This window comes from Kutzneria chonburiensis (assembly GCF_028622115.1).
Taxonomy (GTDB): Bacteria; Actinomycetota; Actinomycetes; order Mycobacteriales; family Pseudonocardiaceae; genus Kutzneria; species Kutzneria chonburiensis.
Map to the genome: position 1 here is coordinate 8992608 of NZ_CP097263.1, position 19464 is coordinate 9012071.

Consider the following 19464-nt stretch of genomic DNA (forward strand, 5'->3'; position numbering starts at 1 on the left):
ACCCAGCCGCGCCGCCTCGGGTTTACAGCCCTTGCTCACCACCGCCTCGGCCTTGCCGGCTGAGGGTGAGCTGGGCGCGGTGGAAGTCGAAATGCTGGGTGGGGAAGTGGTAGACCTGCGCCAGGGTCATGACCTCGCGGAAGAACGGATCCCAGCGCGTGGGGTAGGCCATCCGACGGGCCAGCGTCGCGTCGGATTCGTGATCCAGCCGCCGGTGCAGTGCGGCGATCACCCGGTCGAACAGGCCGGCCAGCAGCCGCCGCGGCAGGATCGTGCCCGCGAGCCACGCCCCGGCGAAGTTGACCACGTCGAACGGCACGGTCACCGCGTTGAGGAGCCGTGCGAACGACCGGCCGACGGGCTCGGGCAGCCGGCTGAACAACACGACGAGGTTCCGCAGGGCCCGCACGATCAGGTATCCGAGGAGCATGTGGAACAGCAGCTGCTTGTTCGACCACAGTGTGCCCGCCGACCGACGACGCAGGTCGCGGGCGGACGCCGAGTCCAGCAGCTCGTGGAACGTCGCGCGGGCTCGTTCCATCTCCTGGTGAACGGCCTGGCGGTCCATCGGCTGAGTGTGCGCCCGCCGACCTGCCTCCGCCCTCGGCTGATCGAGTGGCGGCGACGAGCCGGATCGCCCGTTCGAGCCGGCCGCGCAGTGGGATTCACCCGCCTCGCGGTGCGGCCCGTTCGGCGTAGCGTGGACGGCAGTCGGTCACCCGAACAGTTCAATTGCCATCACGGAGCCCATTGCCGCCATGTCGGACATCCCGATTCGCCGCTCGGCGGCCGCGCTCGGCGGATTTGTGGTCGGGTGCGCAGTGTTCTCGGTCGCCGGACTGGTGCCGTCGCTGACCATCGAACTCGACGTTTCCGATGCCGAAGCGGCGCAATTGCTCACGGTTTTCGGAATGACCTGCACGATTGTTCTGCCATTCATCGGCCGGGTCGATCGCGGTCGACTGCTCCCGATCGGCCTGGTCATGCTGGCCGTCGGAAACGGCCTTTCGGTATTCGCCGGTAATTTCTTCTTGCTGCTCGCCGCGAGAATTGTGCTCGGTGTCGGCGCGGCTTTCGTGGTACGGGTCGGCGGTCGGGGTCTGGCCGCCGGACTGGCCGTCGGAACCGCGCTCGGAGCGCCGCTGGCGGCGGTGATCGCGGACCAGGCGGGCTATCGGGCGGTGTTCGTGCTGCTGGCTGTCCTGGCCACGATCGGCGTCGCCGACGCGCTACTCGGCGTACCGCCGTCCACGATCGATCGTCACTCGATCGGTTATCCGCAGGTGCTGCTCGCCGCCGGACTGAAGGTGATCTTGCGAGCTGGCGGGATCGCCACGTTTACGCTGCTCACAACAGTGTTGGCGGCTGTCGCAGGCTTACACGGTCCGACCGTTGAAGGGTTGTTCCTGGCCGGCGGCGCAGGGGTCGTGATCGGCGCACTGGCCGCGCGAGGACGTGGCACGAGATCGGCTTTGGTGGCGTCTGTCGCACTCACCGCCGCATTCGTTGCGGCACTGCCGCTGATTCACGGCTCGATGGCCGGCACGGCGGCCGCACTGGCGCTCTGGGGTGCGTCGGCCGGGGCGGCGGACGCGTCAACCCGGGCGCTGATCGCCGATCCGGTGCTCGACGAAACGGCCGGCTTTCTCGGCATCGGCCTGGCCGGAGTGATCGGCGGCGCGGTGCTCGTCACGGCAGGGCCCGACGCATTGCCGCAGGTCACAGCGGCATTGGCGGTAGTCGTGCTGATCACTGCCGCGATCGGTCTCGCGGCGGACTCCCGGCGAGAGGGCCACCGTGGCCCTGGGGCCCTCCCCACCGGAAGCAAGGACGCGCGCTGAACTGCCGGCGTCGGGTCAGCGGTTGGGATTGACCGCCACCCGGCGTGCGGTGGACGCCGCCTGTCTGAGTACGCCGTCGCGTCCTCGAACTGGTGTTTCCGTCAGTCGCGGGTCCGGGTCTGCTGGCATAGCACCTCCTGTGGTCTCGGTTCCCGGCCGGACGGCAGGGCTGCTGCGCGGGGTAACCCCGCGGCGCGGTGAAGACACATTCGTCACCCGAGAAGGTGAAGGGTGGTGTTAACCGAAAGGGGAGCAGCCGTCCCGAACGGGAGATCGACGAGGTCGATGTCCGGCGGGGCCAGTGGCATGGCGCGGGTCACCCTTTCGACTTCGAGCGGTCCGGCGAGCGGATCCGTGTCGGGTTCATTCAGCCACCAGACGGCGGCGTGCTCAATACTCCATTTCGTTAAGGGACAACTAACTCATCGGTGTAGTAGCGTCGGGTTTGACCACGAAGCGAACGCGCAGCGTCACCGTGCGCGTTCACGGTGCCACCTGTTCGGCCTAGTCGTTCGGATCCTTCGTAACTACCTGCCGGTACGCCGACCGGAGCACCGCCGCTCCGATGTCTGCCGGCCAAAGGTGGCATATCGGCCACTGATCCTTGTGCTGACGGGAACGACCTCCTACGTTTTGACCCGGTCGCCCGTCGCCGCCGCGCACGTCCAAGCCGACAAGCTGGAGGAACAACGTGCGCAGGACTGTGCTGACCGCGCTGGCCGCGGTCGTGGCGTTGACCGGGTCGGGGGTGCTCGGGGCCGCCCCGGCGCTCGCCCTGGACAACGGCCTGGCCCGCACCCCGCAGATGGGCTTCAACAACTGGAACCTGACCCAGTGCGGGGCCCAGTTCAACGAGGCGTTCGTCGAGGGCATCGCCGACACCCTGGTGTCCACCGGCCTCAAGGACGCCGGTTACCAGTACGTCAATCTGGACGACTGCTGGGCGCAGTCGAGCCGGGACAGCAAGGGCAATCTGGTGCCCGACAAGAACCGTTTCCCGCACGGCATCAAGGCCGTCGCCGACTACGTGCACGGCAAGGGCCTGAAGTTCGGGCTGTACACCAGCGCCGGCACCAAGACGTGCAACAAGGCCGGCTTCCCTGGCGCGCTCGGGCACGAGAAGCAGGACGCCGCGCTGTGGGCGTCGTGGGGCGTGGACTACCTGAAGTACGACAACTGCAACAACCAGGGCGTCGACGCCAAGAAGCGCTACACCGCCATGCGCGACGCGCTGGCCGCCACCGGCCGGCCCATCCTGTACTCGATCTGCGAGTGGGGCCAGAACCAGCCGTGGACCTGGGCCGCGCCGGTCGGCAACTCCTGGCGCACCACCGGCGACATCAACGACTCGTTCGCGAAGATGCTGTCGATCTACAAGGCCAACATCAAGCTGGGCAAGTACGCCGGGCCCGGGCACTGGAACGACCCGGACATGCTCGAGGTCGGCAACGGCAAGATGTCCGACACCGAGTACCGCAGCCATTTCACGCTGTGGGCCATGATGGCCGCGCCGCTGCTGATCGGCTCCGACATCCGCAAGGCCTCGTCGGCCACGCTGGCCATCCTGCGCAACGCCGACGTGATCGCCCTCGACCAGGACGTGAAAGGCGTGCAGGGCAACGAGATCTCCTCAGTCAACGGCCTGCACGTGATCCGCAAGCCGCTGGCCGACGGGGACATCGCCGTCGCGTTGTTCAACGAGACCGGCGCGACGGCCAAGATCTCCACCACGCTGTCGGCGATCGGTGCCTCCTCGGGCACGCACTCGCTGACCGACCTGTGGTCCAAGGCCAAGTCCACCACCACGGGATCGATCAGCGCCTCGGTCCCCGCCCACGGCACCGTCGTCTTCCGCGTGCACTGAACCTGATCTTCAAGCACCCCACTTGACAATCCCGAACGGCGTGTTCCTGGGGCGTGAAACCCCAGGAACACGCCGCTTTCCCGACCTGGTTCACTCGGCCAACCCGGTGCCGTTCTGTCCCGCCCCGGACAGGATCGCCGGCACTGCCAGCTTCATGTGTCACGGTGTTGCCATGCGGACACGTGCGGTGATCTGGCGCCTCCTGATCGGGGTGGCGCTGGTGGTGGTCGGCCTGGTGGCCGGCTCGGTCGCCTCGAACGCTGGGGCGGCGCAACAGGTGACGGCCGACGACGGAGCCACGGTCGTCAGCCAGACCGTGGTCGCCCCGCGGACCCTGGATCTGACCATCCAGTCGCCTGCGTTGGGTCGCACCGCCAAAGCCCGGCTGCTGTTGCCACCGGACTGGGATGTCCGGCCGAACACCCGCTGGCCGGTGCTGTACCTGCTGCACGGGTGCTGCGACGACTACACGTCGTGGACCCGGCAGACCGACGTGGCCGCGCTGACCGCCGGCACCGACGTGCTCGTGGTCATGCCCGAAGCCGGACCGGACGGCTACTTCTCGAACTGGTTGAGCGGTCCGGCCTGGGAAACCTTCCACACCGTGGAGTTGCGGCAGCTGCTCGAACGCGGCTACCGGGCCGGGCAGCAGCGCGCCATCGCCGGCCTGTCGATGGGCGGGCTCGGCGCGTTCGACTACTCGGCGCGGCATCCCGGCATGTTCCAGGCGGCCGCCTCCTACAGCGGGGCGCTGGACACCCTGCTGTCCCAGGAGTCGATCACCAACGTCATCACCATCGTGACGAGCAACGGTCACGATCCCGACGCCCTGTGGGGAGATCCGGTGCGGCAGCGGCTCGTCTGGGCCGCTCACAATCCGACCGACCTGGCCTTCGCCTTGCGTGGCACCAAGCTGTTCATCGCCTCCGGCAATGGGCAGCCGGGCCCGTTGGACCCGCCCGGGACCGGGTTCAACCAGAGCGAGGCCCTGCACGGCGCGGAGACGTCCGCGCTGATCGACCGCCTGCGGTGGCTGCACATCCCGGCCACGCTCGACATGTACGGGCCCGGCACACACACCTGGCCGTACTGGCAGCGGGAGCTGCACGTGTCGTTCCCGATGCTGATGTCCGCGATCGGGGTGACGCCCATGACCTGACACCGTCCTCTGTAGACCTTCGCCGCAGTACCGGAAATGCGTGGGACCCGGACCGCCGGTTGGTGGTAGGACAGCCCATGTGGTGATGAGCAGCGTCGAGGACCTGATCCGTGCCGAGGACGCCGGGCAGCGGCTCAAGTACGTGTGCTTCTGGGGCCATGAGCCACGGCACGACGGGCGGATCGGCGCCTCGTGCCTGAGCCAGTGGTGGCCCGCGGAGTTCACCGTCGACGGGCTCGTGTTCCCGACCGCCGAGCACTTCATGATGCACCGCAAGGCCTTGCTGTTCGGCGACGAGGACACCGCCGCGCGAATACTGCGGGCTCGGCATCCGAATGAGGCCAAGAACCTCGGCCGTGAGGTTCGCGGCTATGACGAGGAGGTGTGGAGGGCCAGCCGCTTCGACCTGGTCGTGGCCGGCAACCTGGCCAAGTTCGGGCAGCACGCCTTGCTGGGCCGGTACCTGCTCGGCACCGCTGACCGGGTGTTGGTCGAGGCCTCGCCCCTGGACCGGATCTGGGGCATCGGCCTCGCCGCCGACGACGAGCGCACCGCCTCGCCGCGCACGTGGCTCGGGTCGAACCTGCTCGGGTTCGTGCTCATGGCCGTTCGTGAGCAGCTGGTCGGCGCCAGTCTCATTGGTGGCCGGGAGAAGCGGGACATCACCATCCTCGACCACGACCGCGGGTGGGCCCGGCGCTTCCGCGTCGAACGCTCACGTATCCGCAAAGCCTTGGGAGATAACGCCCTTCGTATCGACCACATCGGCTCCACCGCCGTGCCCGGCCTCGCCGCCAAGCCGGTCGTCGACATCCAGGTCAGCGTCGCCGACGCCAACCGAGAGGAGACCTATCTACCCCAACTCGAAGCCGCCGGCTACCACCTACGCGTGCGCCAGCCCGACCATCGCATGGTCCGCACCGCCGAGTTCGACGTGCACGTGCACATCTGTCCCACCGGCGGCAAGTGGGAACGCGACCACCTGTTGTTCCGCGACTGGCTCCGCACCAGCTCAGCCGACCGCCTCGCCTACGAGAAGCTCAAACGCGACCTCGCCACCCGGGACTGGTTCGACATGAACCAGTACGCCGAAGCCAAGGGCGACCTCATCGACGAAATCCTCGGCCGCGCCGAACACTGGGCGGCCCGGACAGCCTGGTCCGTCGACCACCCCCGCTAACCCCGCGAGTCCCGCTTAGCGTCACATCGAAATACCGAATCCGTTTCAGCATCTCGGTGTGACTGTGGGCGGGACTCGCGGGGGTGGGCGGGTCGTGGGTCAGGGGGCGGCGTGGGCGGAGAGGCCGGTCCAGACCGCGGCCATGAGCAGGTCGGTGGCGCGTTCCGGCGTGACCTCGGGACGGCGCTCGCACCACTGGGCCAGGCGCTCGCAGGAGCCGACCAGGATCTCGGCGGCGGCCTCGAGTTCGAGGGGGTCGGCGGCGGGCAGGGCCAGGCCCATCCAGCCGACCATCAGGTCGGTCTGCTGGCGGCGGATGGCCTCGATCTCCTCGACGGCCGACGGCACGGTCACCGCGGCCTCGTGCCGGAGCAGGCCGTAGGACTGGCGGCGCTCGGCGATGAAGCGGAAGAAGGCCAGCAGGCCGAGGCGCAGCATGTTCTCGGGACTGTCGGCGTGGATGACGGCCTGCTCGGTGGCCTCGCGCAGCTCGGTCCGCGCCTTGTCGATGCAGCCGACGAGCAGGCCCTCCTTGGAGCCGAAGTACTCGTAGAGCATGGGCTTGGACACACCGACCCGCTCGGCGATCTCGTCCATGGAGGCGGCGAGGTAGCCGCGCTCGGCGAAGACCTCCTCGGCCACGGCCAGCATCTGGGCCTTGCGGGCCGCGCGGGGCATCCGCCTGCGTCGGCCGGTGTCGGCTGCGCTCGTCACGGGACGAGTCTACCCAAGGTAACCTACTCGTAGTAACCTACTGGCGAGTTAAGGTGCAAGCCGAGGTCGACGAAGGGAAATCGGGACATGGGCGGGCAGGACACCAGCGTCGTCATCATCGGCACCGGCTTCTCCGGGCTCGGCATGGCCATCCAGCTCAAGCAGGCCGGCCGGCACGACTTCGTCATCCTGGAGAAGGCCGAGGACGTCGGCGGCACCTGGCGGGACAACACCTACCCGGGCTGCGCCTGCGACATCCCCTCGCACCTGTACTCCTTCTCGTACGAGCAGAAGCCGGAGTGGAGCCGGCTGTACGCGGGCCAGCGGGAGATCTGGGACTACCTGCGGATCTGCGCCGACAAGCACAACCTGCGCGGGCACATCCGGTTCGGCGTGAAGGTCACCGGCGCGGTCTTCGACGACGACAGCAAGCGCTGGACGGTGCGGACCGAGAGCGGTGACACCTACACCGCCGACGCCATCGTGGCCGGCATCGGCGCGCTGCACATCCCGTCCGTCCCGGACCTGCCGGGCATGGAGCGCTTCCAGGGCGAGAGCTTCCACTCGGCGCAGTGGAACCACGACTACGACCTCACCGGCAAGCGCGTCGCGGTCATCGGCACCGGGGCCAGCGCCATCCAGTTCGTGCCGGAGATCGCCAAGCAGGTCGACAAGCTCACCCTCTTCCAGCGCACGCCGGCCTGGGTGATGCCGAAGGCCGACCGGCCGGTCAACAAGGTCGAGAAGACCCTGTTCCGCAACCTGCCGGCCACCCAGTGGCTGCGCCGAACCGCGCTGTTCTGGGCACTGGACTCCCGGGCGCTGGCGTTCACCTTCAACCCGAAGCTGATGAAGTTCGCCTCCCAGCCCGTGCGCAAGCAGATCAAGGAGCAGGTGCACGACCGCGAGCTGCGCCGCAAGCTCACGCCCGACTACACCATGGGCTGCAAGCGGGTGCTCATCTCGAACGACTACTACCCGACCTTCAACCGCCCCAACGTGGACCTGGTCACCGAGGGCGTCACCGAGGTCCGGGAGCACTCCGTGGTCACCGCCGACGGCGTCGAGCACGAGGTCGACGCCATCATCTTCGGCACCGGTTTCCACGTCACCGATGCCTTCGACTACCTGGACATCAAGGGCCGCAACGGGGTTGACCTGACCAGCCAGTGGCGGGAGAAGGGCCTGGAGACCTACCTGGGCATCGGCGTCTCCGGCTTTCCCAACCTGTTCTTCCTGCTCGGGCCCAACACCGGTCTCGGCCACAACTCGGTGGTGCTGATGATCGAGGCCCAGGCCCGCTATGTGTTGCAGTGCCTCGGGCTGCTCGCCTCCCACGACGTCGCCGCCATGGACGTCCGGCCCGCGCCGCAACGGAAGTTCAACCTGGAGATCCAGCGCAAGCTGCGCAAGGGCGTGTGGAGCGTCGGCGGCTGCAAGAGCTGGTACCTGGACTCGGCCGGCGTGAACCGCACGGTGTGGCCCGGCTTCGTCTGGCAGTACGTGCTGCGGACCAGGAAGGTCCAGCTGGCCGACTACGAGCTGCTGGCGGCGACCCGCGCCGCGACGCCGGTGGGCTGATCGGGGTCGTAACCGCCGGCCGTATTGACTGGGGTGCGAACCGGGAGCCCGATCATCGGGGTATCGGCCTCCCGCAACGAAGCCGGCCGTGGTGGGGTCCACGGCCGGCTTCTCGCGTGGTGGGACACGCGTGATTCCTCGCGTGGTGGGACACGCGGGGCCTTGCCTGACGCCGGCCGTCCCTCGGAAATCCGAGGCCACCCGTCACGGTGCGGATCGCAGGGTGACGCGAGAGCGGCGGGTGGCTGGGCGGGGCGTCAGAAACTCGGTGCTGACCGGTCGCCGGGGAGACGGCGACCGGTCAGCGGGTCATGACCTGGCGCAGCCGCCCCATCAGGTCGACGGTGTCGACCCCGCAGAGCTCGGCCAGTTGTTCCAGGGCGGGCAGGTCGAGCTGGACCTCCGCGGTCCGGGCGCCGGCCGCGCGCAGGCGGTCGCGGGCCCAGCGGCGCAGCGGGAGCAGCTCGGGTTGGGCGTCTTCCACCACGCGGGCGAGCTCGAGACGGATGTGCTCGCCGGGGGCGTCGGTGAAGATGCGGCCGTGCACGCGGGCCAGCAGGTCGTGCGGCAGGGCTTCGAGGGCCAGGCAGATCTCGGCCAGCCGGACCACCGAGCACTGCCTGGTGCCCAGTTCGTAGGTGGCCAGCGTCTGCAGCGAGACCTCGGTCTGCAGCCTGCCCTGCAGCACCTTCCTGGTCCAGCCGCGTTGCTTGCGCAGCTTGCGTAGCTCGTCGCCGAGCACGCGCTGGTATGTCATCGGGTCGATCCGCACGATGGTGAGAGCGCGCACGGAGCGGTTCATTACGCGGTTTCCCGAGAACTTTTCAGACAAGGGTGTCACCCGAACGGGGCAAGGGCGGCAAGGGTAGGCCCACCGGACCGGTGGCGCGGGTGGCGTGGCCGGCGGCGGGGCACCGGAGCAGCGGAGCAGCTGACCGGCGGACCGGCGGTTCAGGGGAGCAGTTGACCGGCGGACCAGTGGCGTGGCGGACCGGCAGACCCGTGGCGTGGCGGATCGGCGGTGCAGGGGACCGGCCACGTGGCGGACTGGCGGTGCAGGGGACCGGCGGCGTGGCGACGAGCGGCCCGGCGAAGAGCGAGCCGGCGTGGGCATCGGGACGGGGACCCGGCGGACCGGGAACCGGCGCATCAGCCGGTGTAAGACCCTAAGCCGGTTTGAGGTCTTACACGGCGGGATGGCGGCAGCAGACGTGGCGGGCGAGCGGCGGCCGGGGCCGGCCGGGCAACCGAGGTGTCGGGCGCCGGGTGTCCCGGGCGTGGCGGGGCGGCAACCCGGCGAGCGGGCGGGTGGCGCTGAGTGCGGGGCGGCGGAGGTGGAAGGGCGTGCTGTGTGGCTGGCCGGCTGGCGGGAGGGCGTGCCGTGTGGCGGGTCGGCCGGGTTGGAGGGGCGTGCCGTGCGGCCGGCCGGTGGGAGGGCGTGCCGTGCTGCGGGCGGCCCGGGTGGGCCTGGCCCTTCGCGGTGTCGCGGATGGCCGGATGTGGACAACTTGGGGCACGGCCGGTTGGCGGGCTTGTTCCGGCCCGGGCGTGAGTTAGGCTGGATGGCGATGCCATTCAACTTGTTCACCCCAACTCACCTGGTCATCATCCTTGTGGTGATCGTGGTGCTGTTCGGCGCGAAGAAACTGCCGTCCGCGGCTCGCGGGATCGGGCAGTCGTTGCGGATCTTCAAGGCTGAGATGGGCGCGAAGGACGGCAAGGCCGAAGACACGGCCCCGCCGGCTCCGCAGCAGCAGCTCAACCCGGCTCCGCAGCCGCCAAGCGCCCAGCAGCACAACACGACCCAGCAGGGCAACGTCCAGTCCTGAGCCTGCGAGTCAGTTCACGCAGGTGACGCCGTCCGCCGTGATCGGCGCGTCGGAAGCGGTGGTAGGACCGGCCCGCAGGGCCGAGCCGTTCAGCGCCAGCTGACCAACGCCGGCCCACCCCTGGGCCCCGGGCCCGCGATAGTCGCTGCCCAGGTAGACCTCGACATGGCCACCGGCCAAGCTGGGCTCCTGGGACACGGCAATGCCGGACCCGAGGTCCGAAGCGACCTTGCGCGCGTCGGCCTCGCCGTCGGTGCCATAGGTGACCAGGGTGGACGACCGCGTAGCGGTGTTGCCGGTGTCCCCACGCCCGTAGCCCTTGGCCGCGAGCAGGTCCATGGTCCGCCCGGCCAACCCGGCAACGCCGGCCCCGTTGAGCACGTCCACGGTGATCGCGGGCGGTGCCTTCGTGGTGGTGGTCTCGGTGAGCCCCCGCACGAAACTGCGCACCTTGAACGGGTCGACCTTGACGGCATCGCCGTCCTGCGGCGTCACGTACGAGATGGCCTCGATCGGAATGGTGCTGAACTGGGTGGCGCCGCCGGTCAACCCCCGCAGCTGCTGGGCGAAGCCGACAAGGTCCCAGCCCTGGTCCAGCACCACGGACTTCTTGACGGCGTCGGCCAGCGCGGCCAGCTTGTCGGGATCGGTGAGGGTCCCGGCGGACAGCACCTTCTGGGCCATGCCGGCCATGAACGCCTGCTGCCGGTGAATCCGGTCGAGGTCGCCCTCGGGCAGCCCATGGCGCTGCCGCACGAACGACAGCGCGGACGCCCCGGACACGGTCTGCTCGCCGGCTCCGAAGTGCGCGCCGGAGAAGTCGTCGTCGACGGGGTTGCGCAGACACACCTGCACGCCGCCGATGGCCTGGGTGATGTCGTAGAACCCGGCCAGGTTGATCTGGGCGTAGTGGTCGATGGTCACGCCGGTGAGGTCCTGCACGGTGCGGATGGCGGTCTTGGCGCCCTCCTGGTTGGACCGCACCTCCAGCTGAGCCCCGGAGAAACCCTGCTGCCGCAGGCTGCCCAGCACGGCGTTCTTGCCCCAGGCGAACGCCGAGTTGATCTTGTGGGTGCCGTGGCCGCCGGCGATGTCGACGTACGAGTCGCGGGGAATGGAGATCGCGGTGGCCCGGGCGCCGCCGTTGGGGATGTGCACCAAGATCATCGTGTCGGTGTTGGACTCGCCGTCGTCCCCGCCGGCGTGCAGCTGGGCCAGCAGGTCCGGCGACAGCGGGTTGCCCTGCGCGTCGGTCCGGGAGTCCATGCCGACCAGCAGGATGTCCTCGGAGCCGTCGGCCGGCGACTCGGTGCTGGTGCCGGACTCGATGACGTCGGCGGTGGTCAGACCGCTGTTGATCTGCTGCAACTGGGTGTAGCCGAACCAGGTCAGGACCAGGGTCAGCGCCGAGGCCATGGTCACTGCGATCTTGGCGTTGCGCAGGCCGTTGCGGGGGCGTGCCGGGCGGCGGTACGAGCCGCTGTACCGGTACCGGTCGTTCACGCCTGCCCCTTCCCACGCCCGGGGCCACGCCGCGCCCCCGTTGCCAAGACGTGACATAGCGGGGAAGGTTGCCGACCGGCCCGCACCGGTTCTATACCCGGTCGGAAAGATCGGCTACCGGACGCGACCGGGTGCCACCCGGATGGGTCGGAGGGGCTACTCCCACTCCCACCGCAATCCGTACATCCCGGCCGGAATGTCCACCAGGGCGACGTGCACGCTGCCGTTGGGCTCGATGCGCTGCTCGGCCTCCTCGCGGCGGTTGCGCCTGCCGGGGGCGGCCGGCTTGGCCTGGGGCTGCCAGACGGGATAGCACCGCACGGGCACGGCATCGGGGTGGAAGACGACCTGGAGCACGCACTCCCGGGTCGGCTGCCGGAAGCCCAGAGTCAGCTCGGTGGTGCGCACCTTCGGGTTGACGCCGCTGATCTCGTACTCGGCCAGGTAGGTCTCGCCCAGCGCCAGCTTGCGGTGGAACAGCAGCTCGGCGGCGGTGACGTCCTCCTCGGCGTCGTACACGGTCCGCCCGAGCACGCAGTTGACGCCGGCGGTGAACACCGGGCTGCCGGCCTCGGGGTCGTCGCCGACGTTCATCACCAGCATCCGGTCGGCCCCGTCGGCCCGCGCCCGCAGCACCCGCCGCACGGCCATCCGATACCCGCGGCCGTCCTCGTCCAGGTAGAGGTCCTGGTGGTGGCTGAGGGTCTCCAACCGCTGGTTGGTCTCGGGGTCGATGGTGTCGGACAGCATCTGCATCGTCCGGTCGCTGTGCCCGAGCTCGGCGTAGCCGACGGAGCCGGGCACGTGGTTGGCCCAGCGGCCACGGGGCCGGGCCGGCCCGAGCAGGCTCATCAGCGAGCCGGCCGGCAGCCCGAGCACGGTGTCGAGGCTGCGCACGGTCTCCAGCGAGCTGGCCCGTTCGGGACGGCTGCGGCCCCGCTGCCAGTAGCTGAGGCTGGCCACGCTGACCTCGTGCCCACGGGCCTGCAGCCGGCGCTGGATGGTCTCGAGGCTGAGCCCGCTGGCGGCGATGGCGGCCTGCAGGGCCAGGTGGAACGGCCCTCTGCGGAGCACCTCGGCCAGCTCTTCCTCGTGCTCCGGGGTGGCGCCGAGGTCCAGTGCGGTGGCGAAGGTGCGAGTCACGTCGGGGTACCTCCCAAGCGGCGACGGTCCGTACGCGACACCGGGCGTCCCGAACGGGCAATTCCACCCGTTCGCTCAGTGCCTGCGTCGGACTGGTCTATTTTAGGGGGCGCTGAGTGATCGATACCACTCGAAGGAGTGCAAGTGGCCCTGTCCCGCCACACCATGGTCGCGATCCTCACCGTAGGTCCGTTGTCGCTGGTCAGCGTCGGAGCACCCGCGCTGGCCCAGCCGACCCCGGCGTTCTCGCCGCTGGTCGCGAGCGTCGTGCCCGGACTCGACAGAGCGGTGAGAACCGGGGCGTTACCCGGGTCGCAGAGCATTTCCGTCGCGGTCAGCCTGAAGCTGCGCAACCAGTCCGAACTGGACCGACTGCTGGCCGACCAGGCCAAGGGTCAGGCCAAGTACGTTACGCCGCAACAGTTTCGGGACCGTTTCGGACCGAAGCAGTCCGATGTGAACCGCGTCACCGACTACCTGCGCTCCCGTGGCCTCAAGGTCACGGGTGTCAGCGCCAACCGGCTCACGGTGGACGCCACCGGCACCGCCGACCAGCTGGGCGCCGCCTTCAACACCTCGCTGGCCCGCTGGCACGATGCCGGCCTCGGCCGCGACTTCGCCGCCGCCGACTCCACGCCCAAGGTGCCGACCTCGCTGGCCTCGCTGGTCAGCGGCGTGACCGGCCTCGACGAGCACTACGTGCCGCAGCGGCAGACCGCCGAGGTGTCCGGCCCCAAGGTCGGCAGCGGCCCCGGCGGCGGCTACACGCCGTCCGAGTTGCGCTCAGCTTACGGATTGTCCGGATTGGACGCCGACGGCAGCGGTCAGACCCTTGCGCTGTTCGAGTACGGCAAGTTCGACCAGGCCAACATCGACACCTTCGACCACCAGTACAACCTGCCGACCTCGCCGCCGACCGTGAAGAACATCGACGGCGGCAACACCGACGGCGACTCGGCCCAGGCCGAGGTGGAGCTGGACATCGAGGTGGCGCACGCCATCGCGCCCAAGGCCAACCTGGTCGTCTACACCGCGCCGAACACCACGGCGGCCGAGGTGGACCTGTGGAACACGCTGGTCGCCGACAACGTGCCGGTGGTCTCGTCGAGCTGGGGCCTGTGCGAGTACGACCGCAGCCTGGCGTCGATGCAGGCGGTGGACGCGGTGGCCAAGCAGGCCGCGGCCCAGGGCATGACCTTCTTCGCGGCCGGCGGCGACGCCGGCGCCTACGACTGCGAGCGGGACGCCAACACCCAGCACGCGGCCGACCTGGCGGTGGACTTCCCCGGCTCCAACCCGTACGTGACCAGCGTCGGCGGCACGAAGCTGACCCTGAACGCCGACGGCACGCGAGCTTCGGAGACGACCTGGAACCAGGGTGGCGGCTGGGCCGGCGGCGGCGGGCAGTCGATGGTGTTCGACAAGCCGCTGTGGCAGACCGGCGACGGCAAGCGGCAGGTGCCGGACGTGTCGGCGGCGGCCTCCGGCGGCGAGTACTCCGTCTACATCCAGGGCGCCTGGGGCCGCAACGGCGGCACCAGCGCGGCGGCCCCGCTGTGGGCCTCATACCTGACGCTGATCAACCAGCGCGCCGGCATCCTCGGCAAGCTGCGCATCGGCCAGCTCAACCCGAAGCTGTACGCACTGGCCGGCGCGGCTGTCAACGACGTGACAGTCGGCGACAACCGCTTCTATCAGGCCGGTGCCGGGTTCGACATGGCGTCCGGCTGGGGCTCCCCCAACGGAGTCACGCTCGGTGATGCCCTGCTGGGCTGATCAAGATCATCGTTATAACTCTGTGGCGCACGGCGAAAGCCGTGCGCCACAGACGTTTACGCGGGGTGAGAGCTCAGACGGTGATGTCGAGGATGTCGGGGCCGCCCTCGCGGGCGAACTCCAGCCGGCCCAGATCGGACCGGGCGATCGCGACGTTGCCGTCGATGCGCAGCGAGTTGGGGTTCTGGTCGTTGCCGTAGCCCTTGGCGTCCACGGTCCAGCTGCTCACCGCGCGGCGGGTCTTGCCGTCCTTGGACACGGCGTAGAGCGTGCAGTCCAGCGGACCCTTCACCCCGGTCAGCTCGAACGACACCTCGGTGCCGTGGTCGTCGCCGGTCAGGCCGACCTTGGCGGTCACCGGACCGCTGCTGGCCTGGATGGTCTCCGCGGGCCCGCCGCCGAACGCGCCGGTCACGCCGAGGGCGAGCAGCGGACCGCCGACGATCAGCACGGCCGCGGCGGCCGCGGCCAGCACGAAGGTGCGCCTGCGCTTGCGCCGGGCGTCGGCGATGTTGACCATCACGCCCTGGAGGACCTTGTCCTCCATCCGCGGCGGCGACGGCAGCTGCGGCGCCGGCCGGAAGTCCGACAGGTCGGGCATGCCGCCCAGCTGCTGACGGGAGCTGTGCCGGGGCGGCGCGGGCGGGCCGCTGGGGAACGGGTTCGCGTTGCCCGGGAAGGCGCCGCCGGCGGTCGGGAAGGCCCCACTGTTGCCCAGCATCGGCGGGGGCGTGCTCAGGCCCGTGCCGGGCGCGATGCTGCCCCGCGACGCGCCGGGCATGTCGTCGCCGAGCAGGTCGGCCAGCAGGCCGCTGCCCCGGACCTGGTCGAGCAGCGACGGCAGGCCGGACAGCTCGTCCAGCTCGGCCTGGCAGCGCGGACAGGTGGCCAGGTGGCGCTCGAACAGGGCGTTGTCCGACTCGTCCAGTGCCCCCAGCACGTAGGCCGCGACGTCCACGTGGTCGGTCGGCGATGTCATGTGGTCATCCCCCGATCCTGCAAGGCTCGCCGCAGGGCCCGCAGTGCGTAGTACACCCGGCTCTTCACCGTGCCCGGCGGCACCCCGAGGACCTCGGCCGCCTCGTTCACGGTCCGGTCCTTGAGGTATGTCTGCAGGATAGCCTCGCGGTGCTCCGGCGACAGGCTGCGCAGCGCCTCGGCCACCACCATGGCCGACAGCGCCTTGTCCGTGCCGTCGGGCACCGCCACCATCTCCAGCGGCCCGGCCTCGGTCTCCGGCGGGCGTGCGCCCTTGCTGCGCCGTCCGTCGATCACGATTCGGCGCGCGACGGTGAACAGCCACGCCCGGAGCAGGCCGGGGGCGTCGTCGAGCTTGTCGGCATTGCGCCAGGCCCGGAACAGGGTCTCCTGCACCACGTCCTCGGCCCACTGCTGGTCGCCGCCCGTCAGCCGGAGCACATGGCCGAACAGCGCGCCGCGGTGTTCCTGGTAGAGGGCGGTGACCAGCGTCGAGTCCCCGCCGGCGGCGTTGGCCGCCACGGGCTGGTCGCGTCTGGTCATCCGGTACCGCACCACGGGAGACATCTTGATGCCACGACCGTGTTTGGGGAAGTGCACTCTCGGTAGTTTTCTGTCACGGTCAACTGTGAATGTGAGCGGTTGCATCCACGAATGAGCCGAATCCGGCCGCGCAGAGTACTTAGTGGCGACCCTTCTCCCGCACGAAAGGACGCCACCGTGCAGCTGCGCCACCGCCGTGGCCGGATGACGGCCGTCGCCTCGCTGGGTCTGCTGCCGCTGGCACTGCTGTCCGCCTGTTCGGGCGGGTCGCAGGCCGCGACCGCGGCCGAGGCCACCGTTGCCCCGGCGTACACGACGGACGCCGACACCCCGGTCAACAACGCCGTGCTCAGCGTGGCCAACACCACCCTCGGCAAGGTCGTGGTGGACGACCAGGGCTTCACCCTCTACATGTTCAGCCACGACTCGGCCTCGCCGCCCAAGGCGACCTGCGACGGCGAGTGCGCGCTGACCTGGGAGCCGGTGTCGGCCCAGGACGGCTCCGTCGCCGTGCAGGGCGTCGGCCAGGGCCTGGTCGGCGAGGTCACCCGGTCCGACGGCACCAAGCAGATGACGCTCGGCGGCCAGCCGCTGTACCGGTACGCGCCCGACCAGAAGCCCGGTGACACCACCGGGCAGAACCAGGGCGGGCTGTGGTTCGCCATCGGTCCCGACGGCAAGAAGGCGGCGACCACGTCATGATCGCCCGGATCCTCGTGCTGCTCGCGGCCGCCGTGCTCGCCATGATGTCCCCGATCATGGCGGCGGTGGCGCATGCGGCAGCGCCGGGGGATCAGGGCGACAACTCGAGCGCCAGCCAGAGCGACCAGGACGTGCTCACCATGGTCATGCAGTCGGCCATGTGGGAGATCCAGGCCGGCGGCATGGCCCGCAACCAGGCGCAGGCCGCGGTGGTCCGCACGGCCGCCGCGACCCTGGTCGCCGACGACACGGCGCTCAACCAGCAGGCGGCCCAGCTCGCCGGGAGGCTGGGCGTGCAACTGCCCGGCCAGCCCGACGCCGACCAGCAGGGATGGCTCTCGCAGCTGCACGACGAGGCGGGTGCGACCTTCGACCACGACTACGTGAACCTGGCTCGCCAGGGGAACGGAAAGGTGTTCACGGCAGTCGCCGCGGCGCGTGCGGGGACCAAGAACGATCTGATCAAGCAGTTCGCTCAGAGCGCGGTCGGCACGGTCATGAAGCACATGACCGTGCTCGAGGACACCAGGTTGGTGGACTCCGCCTCGCTTCCCGATCCGGCCCTTCCTCAGACGACCGATCAGGCCCAGGCCGGCGCAGCCGGCCAGGGCGGCGCCACCCCGACGACGGCGCAGGTGACCCAGCAGGCCAACAGCACGGCGCAGCCAACCGACGATCGGCCGTCACCGGCCGTCGTTCTCGTCGGTGTGCTGCTCATCGGCGCGTTGGCCTGGGGCACCGTGATGATCATCCGCAGGGTCGTCAACTCCGCATGACGAGGTGAGAATCAGTGTTCGGAAAAACTAGGACGCCCTGGTCCCGCGGGATGCGGCTGACCGCGGTGATCGGCGGCCTCGTGTTGGCCGCCGGATCGGCCGCAGGCATCGCAGTCGCCGCAGGCGCGGGCGATTCGTTCGCCGCCACCGGCGACTCGCCCGAGATGAAGAGCGTGCAGGCCCTGCTGGCCAAGGCGCCGAAGCCGGGTTCGGACAAGATCGGCCCGTTCGCCAACGACTTCATCGACATCAAGAAGGTCCAGCCCAACAACAACACCAAGACGGCAGGCGCCAGCGGCACCTTCACCGAGGACTGCGGCACCAACCAGAACAACCACCACAACTCCGACAACTTCATCGTCACGCCGGGCCTCGACCACGGCGCCCTGCACGTGCACGACTACGTCGGCAACCGGACCACCACGGCCCGCTCCAACGACCGCAGCCTCGACGCCGGCGGCACCACCTGCGCCAACGGCGACAAGTCCACCTACTACTGGCCGGTCATCCGGATCAAGCAAGAGGCCAACGGCAAGCAGAACACCCAGCAGGGCCCGGACAAGGGCAACATCGGCCGGCTGGTCGAGCCGTCATCGGCGACGATCAAGTTCACCAGCGGCGGCGCCAGCAAGGTGAGCGCGGCGCCGAAGTTCCTGCGGTCGATCATGGGTGACGCCAAGGAGGTCACCAACGGGCCGACCAACGCCAAGGCCACCTGGACCTGCACCGGCTTCGAGAACCGGCTCACCAACAAGTACCCGGTGTGCCCGCAGGGCAGCTCGGTCGAGCGGATCATGAAGTTCGCGTCCTGCTGGGACGGCAAGAACACCGACTCGGCCAACCACCGCACGCACATCGTGTTCCCCAAGGCCAACGGCCAGTGCCCCAAGGGCACCAAGGCGGTGCCGGCGCTGGAGTACGACCTGGTGTACCAGGCCATCCCCAACGGCTCGGTGTTCGCGGTCGACGGCTTCGACGGGCAGCTGCACAACCCGGCGACCGACCACGCCGACACCGAGCTGCTGATGAACGCGCAGCAGATGGGCGGCGTCGTCAACTGCATCAACAACGGCCAGCAGTGCGTGAACCAGCCCCAGGGCGGTGGCAACAACGGCGGTGGCAACAACGGCGGTGGCGGCAACAACGGTGGCAACACGGGCGGCGGCAAGAACAACGGCGGCCAGCCGGCGGCCAACCAGAAGGTGACCTGCCCGGACGTGCGCCAGCAGATGCCGGCCATCCCGGCGTCGGTGAAGTCCTCGGTGACCCAGGACCTCGACCAGATGGACAACTTCCTCAACGACGCCAACAACCGGCTGCAGGCGGCCGGCAGCCAGGCGACGCAGGACTTCGTGAACAACTCGATCATGGGTCCGCTGCAGAACAACCGGCAGTTCCTGATCAACCAGATCCTCAACCTGTTCAACCAGGCGAGGGCCCCGCAGCCGCAGGGCAACCTGGTCTCGATGGCGGCCTGCTCGCTTGGGGACAACAACTAGCGAGCCACCTCGGGGCGCCGTGCCGCGTATGCGGCCAGCCAGCACGACGCCCACCCTGCGGACACCCCGCCCGGCAGCCAGCCGGGCGGGGTGTTCGCCGTTTTACGTCTATTTGTGCCGGCGGTCCGCGATGAACGCGGCGTAAACCGGCTGCCAACATCCGCAAGGGGTTCGGTGAACACGACAGGAAAGCGATAACCCATTAACTGAGAGAACGCTGAGATACGCGAAGATCAACTTTCATTCTGAAACCTGATCGTGACCAAAATTGAATGTGATCCGCATCACACTCGATAGTGTGGGACGCCACGCGGCCGATCCTGTCGGCCGGCTGTCGGTCGGCCAGTACGGTGCCGCTGACCGGGGATTCGCCGGC

16 protein-coding genes and 1 pseudogene are annotated in these 19464 nt (G+C 69.4%); 10 read left to right on the top strand and 7 right to left on the bottom strand.

The genetic code is table 11. The features are described from left to right. Nucleotides 1–22: 22 nt before the first annotated feature. Entirely contained in the window at nucleotides 23–568 is a 546-nt protein-coding gene (locus M3Q35_RS41845) for a DinB family protein (RefSeq protein WP_273938123.1), read from the bottom strand. Nucleotides 569–758: 190 nt separating this feature from the next. Here M3Q35_RS41845 and M3Q35_RS41850 point away from each other — a divergent pair, with 190 nt between their 5' ends. The 4 genes and pseudogenes from M3Q35_RS41850 to M3Q35_RS48660 all read left to right on the top strand — a co-directional run bounded on the left by M3Q35_RS41850 (nucleotide 759) and on the right by M3Q35_RS48660 (nucleotide 6044). After that, entirely contained in the window at nucleotides 759–1841 is a 1083-nt protein-coding gene (locus M3Q35_RS41850) for an MFS transporter (RefSeq protein WP_273938124.1), read from the top strand. Nucleotides 1842–2646: 805 nt separating this feature from the next. Then, nucleotides 2647–3699 (top strand): annotated as a pseudogene (locus M3Q35_RS41855) (glycoside hydrolase family 27 protein); the annotation flags it as partial. A gap of 178 nt (nucleotides 3700–3877) precedes the next feature. Next, nucleotides 3878–4864 (top strand): alpha/beta hydrolase, encoded by a 987-nt coding sequence (locus M3Q35_RS41860; RefSeq protein ID WP_273938125.1) that lies wholly within the window; start codon nucleotides 3878–3880, stop codon nucleotides 4862–4864. An 85-nt stretch (nucleotides 4865–4949) separates the two neighbouring features. Then, the gene (locus M3Q35_RS48660; protein WP_337960525.1) at nucleotides 4950–6044 is read left to right on the top strand and encodes an NADAR domain-containing protein; all 1095 of its coding nucleotides are present in this window, start codon (nucleotides 4950–4952) and stop codon (nucleotides 6042–6044) included. Nucleotides 6045–6143: 99 nt separating this feature from the next. On the opposite strand, the gene M3Q35_RS41875 is transcribed toward M3Q35_RS48660, so the two are convergent. After that, nucleotides 6144–6722: a TetR/AcrR family transcriptional regulator gene (locus M3Q35_RS41875; RefSeq protein ID WP_273944678.1), complete on the bottom strand. Its 579-nt coding sequence runs from the start codon at nucleotides 6720–6722 to the stop codon at nucleotides 6144–6146. Nucleotides 6723–6845: 123 nt separating this feature from the next. Here M3Q35_RS41875 and M3Q35_RS41880 point away from each other — a divergent pair, with 123 nt between their 5' ends. Beyond that, on the top strand, nucleotides 6846–8339 hold the full coding sequence (locus M3Q35_RS41880; protein ID WP_273938126.1) for a flavin-containing monooxygenase: 1494 nt from the start codon (nucleotides 6846–6848) through the stop codon (nucleotides 8337–8339). 301 nt (nucleotides 8340–8640) lie between these two features. Here M3Q35_RS41880 and M3Q35_RS41885 read toward each other — a convergent pair whose 3' ends face one another. Then, on the bottom strand, nucleotides 8641–9111 hold the full coding sequence (locus M3Q35_RS41885) for a helix-turn-helix domain-containing protein (protein WP_273944680.1): 471 nt from the start codon (nucleotides 9109–9111) through the stop codon (nucleotides 8641–8643). A gap of 796 nt (nucleotides 9112–9907) precedes the next feature. Between M3Q35_RS41885 and tatA the strand changes: the two genes are divergently transcribed. Continuing rightward, nucleotides 9908–10168, top strand: coding sequence for a Sec-independent protein translocase subunit TatA (gene tatA / locus M3Q35_RS41890; protein ID WP_273938127.1), 261 nt, complete (start codon nucleotides 9908–9910; stop codon nucleotides 10166–10168). A 9-nt stretch (nucleotides 10169–10177) separates the two neighbouring features. Here the strand turns inward: tatA and M3Q35_RS41895 are convergent, their stop codons facing one another. After that, nucleotides 10178–11671: an LCP family protein gene (locus M3Q35_RS41895; RefSeq protein WP_273938128.1), complete on the bottom strand. Its 1494-nt coding sequence runs from the start codon at nucleotides 11669–11671 to the stop codon at nucleotides 10178–10180. 156 nt (nucleotides 11672–11827) lie between these two features. Further along, nucleotides 11828–12814, bottom strand: a complete 987-nt coding sequence (locus tag M3Q35_RS41900) for a hypothetical protein (protein WP_273938129.1) — start codon at nucleotides 12812–12814, stop codon at nucleotides 11828–11830. 144 nt (nucleotides 12815–12958) lie between these two features. Here M3Q35_RS41900 and M3Q35_RS41905 point away from each other — a divergent pair, with 144 nt between their 5' ends. Continuing rightward, a complete protein-coding gene (locus M3Q35_RS41905; RefSeq protein ID WP_273938130.1) occupies nucleotides 12959–14590 on the top strand; it encodes a S53 family peptidase in 1632 nt (543 codons plus the stop codon). Between the two features lie 73 nt (nucleotides 14591–14663). Here the strand turns inward: M3Q35_RS41905 and M3Q35_RS41910 are convergent, their stop codons facing one another. Together M3Q35_RS41910 and M3Q35_RS41915 are read right to left on the bottom strand one after the other, a co-directional pair. Then, entirely contained in the window at nucleotides 14664–15569 is a 906-nt protein-coding gene (locus M3Q35_RS41910) for an anti-sigma factor family protein (protein WP_273938131.1), read from the bottom strand. Next, entirely contained in the window at nucleotides 15566–16111 is a 546-nt protein-coding gene (locus M3Q35_RS41915; RefSeq protein WP_052394903.1) for a sigma-70 family RNA polymerase sigma factor, read from the bottom strand. The genes M3Q35_RS41910 and M3Q35_RS41915 overlap by 4 nt, the downstream gene beginning before the upstream one ends. 177 nt (nucleotides 16112–16288) lie before the next feature. Here M3Q35_RS41915 and M3Q35_RS41920 point away from each other — a divergent pair, with 177 nt between their 5' ends. The 3 genes from M3Q35_RS41920 to M3Q35_RS41930 are packed head-to-tail and all read left to right on the top strand — an operon-like array spanning nucleotide 16289 to nucleotide 19088. Then, the gene (locus M3Q35_RS41920) at nucleotides 16289–16813 is read left to right on the top strand and encodes a hypothetical protein (RefSeq protein WP_273938132.1); all 525 of its coding nucleotides are present in this window, start codon (nucleotides 16289–16291) and stop codon (nucleotides 16811–16813) included. Beyond that, nucleotides 16810–17589, top strand: coding sequence for a DUF4142 domain-containing protein (locus tag M3Q35_RS41925; RefSeq protein WP_273938133.1), 780 nt, complete (start codon nucleotides 16810–16812; stop codon nucleotides 17587–17589). Before M3Q35_RS41920 ends, M3Q35_RS41925 begins: the two co-directional genes overlap by 4 nt. Nucleotides 17590–17639: 50 nt before the next feature. Continuing rightward, nucleotides 17640–19088, top strand: a complete 1449-nt coding sequence (locus M3Q35_RS41930) for a DUF1996 domain-containing protein (RefSeq protein ID WP_273938134.1) — start codon at nucleotides 17640–17642, stop codon at nucleotides 19086–19088. Nucleotides 19089–19464 lie beyond the last annotated feature (376 nt).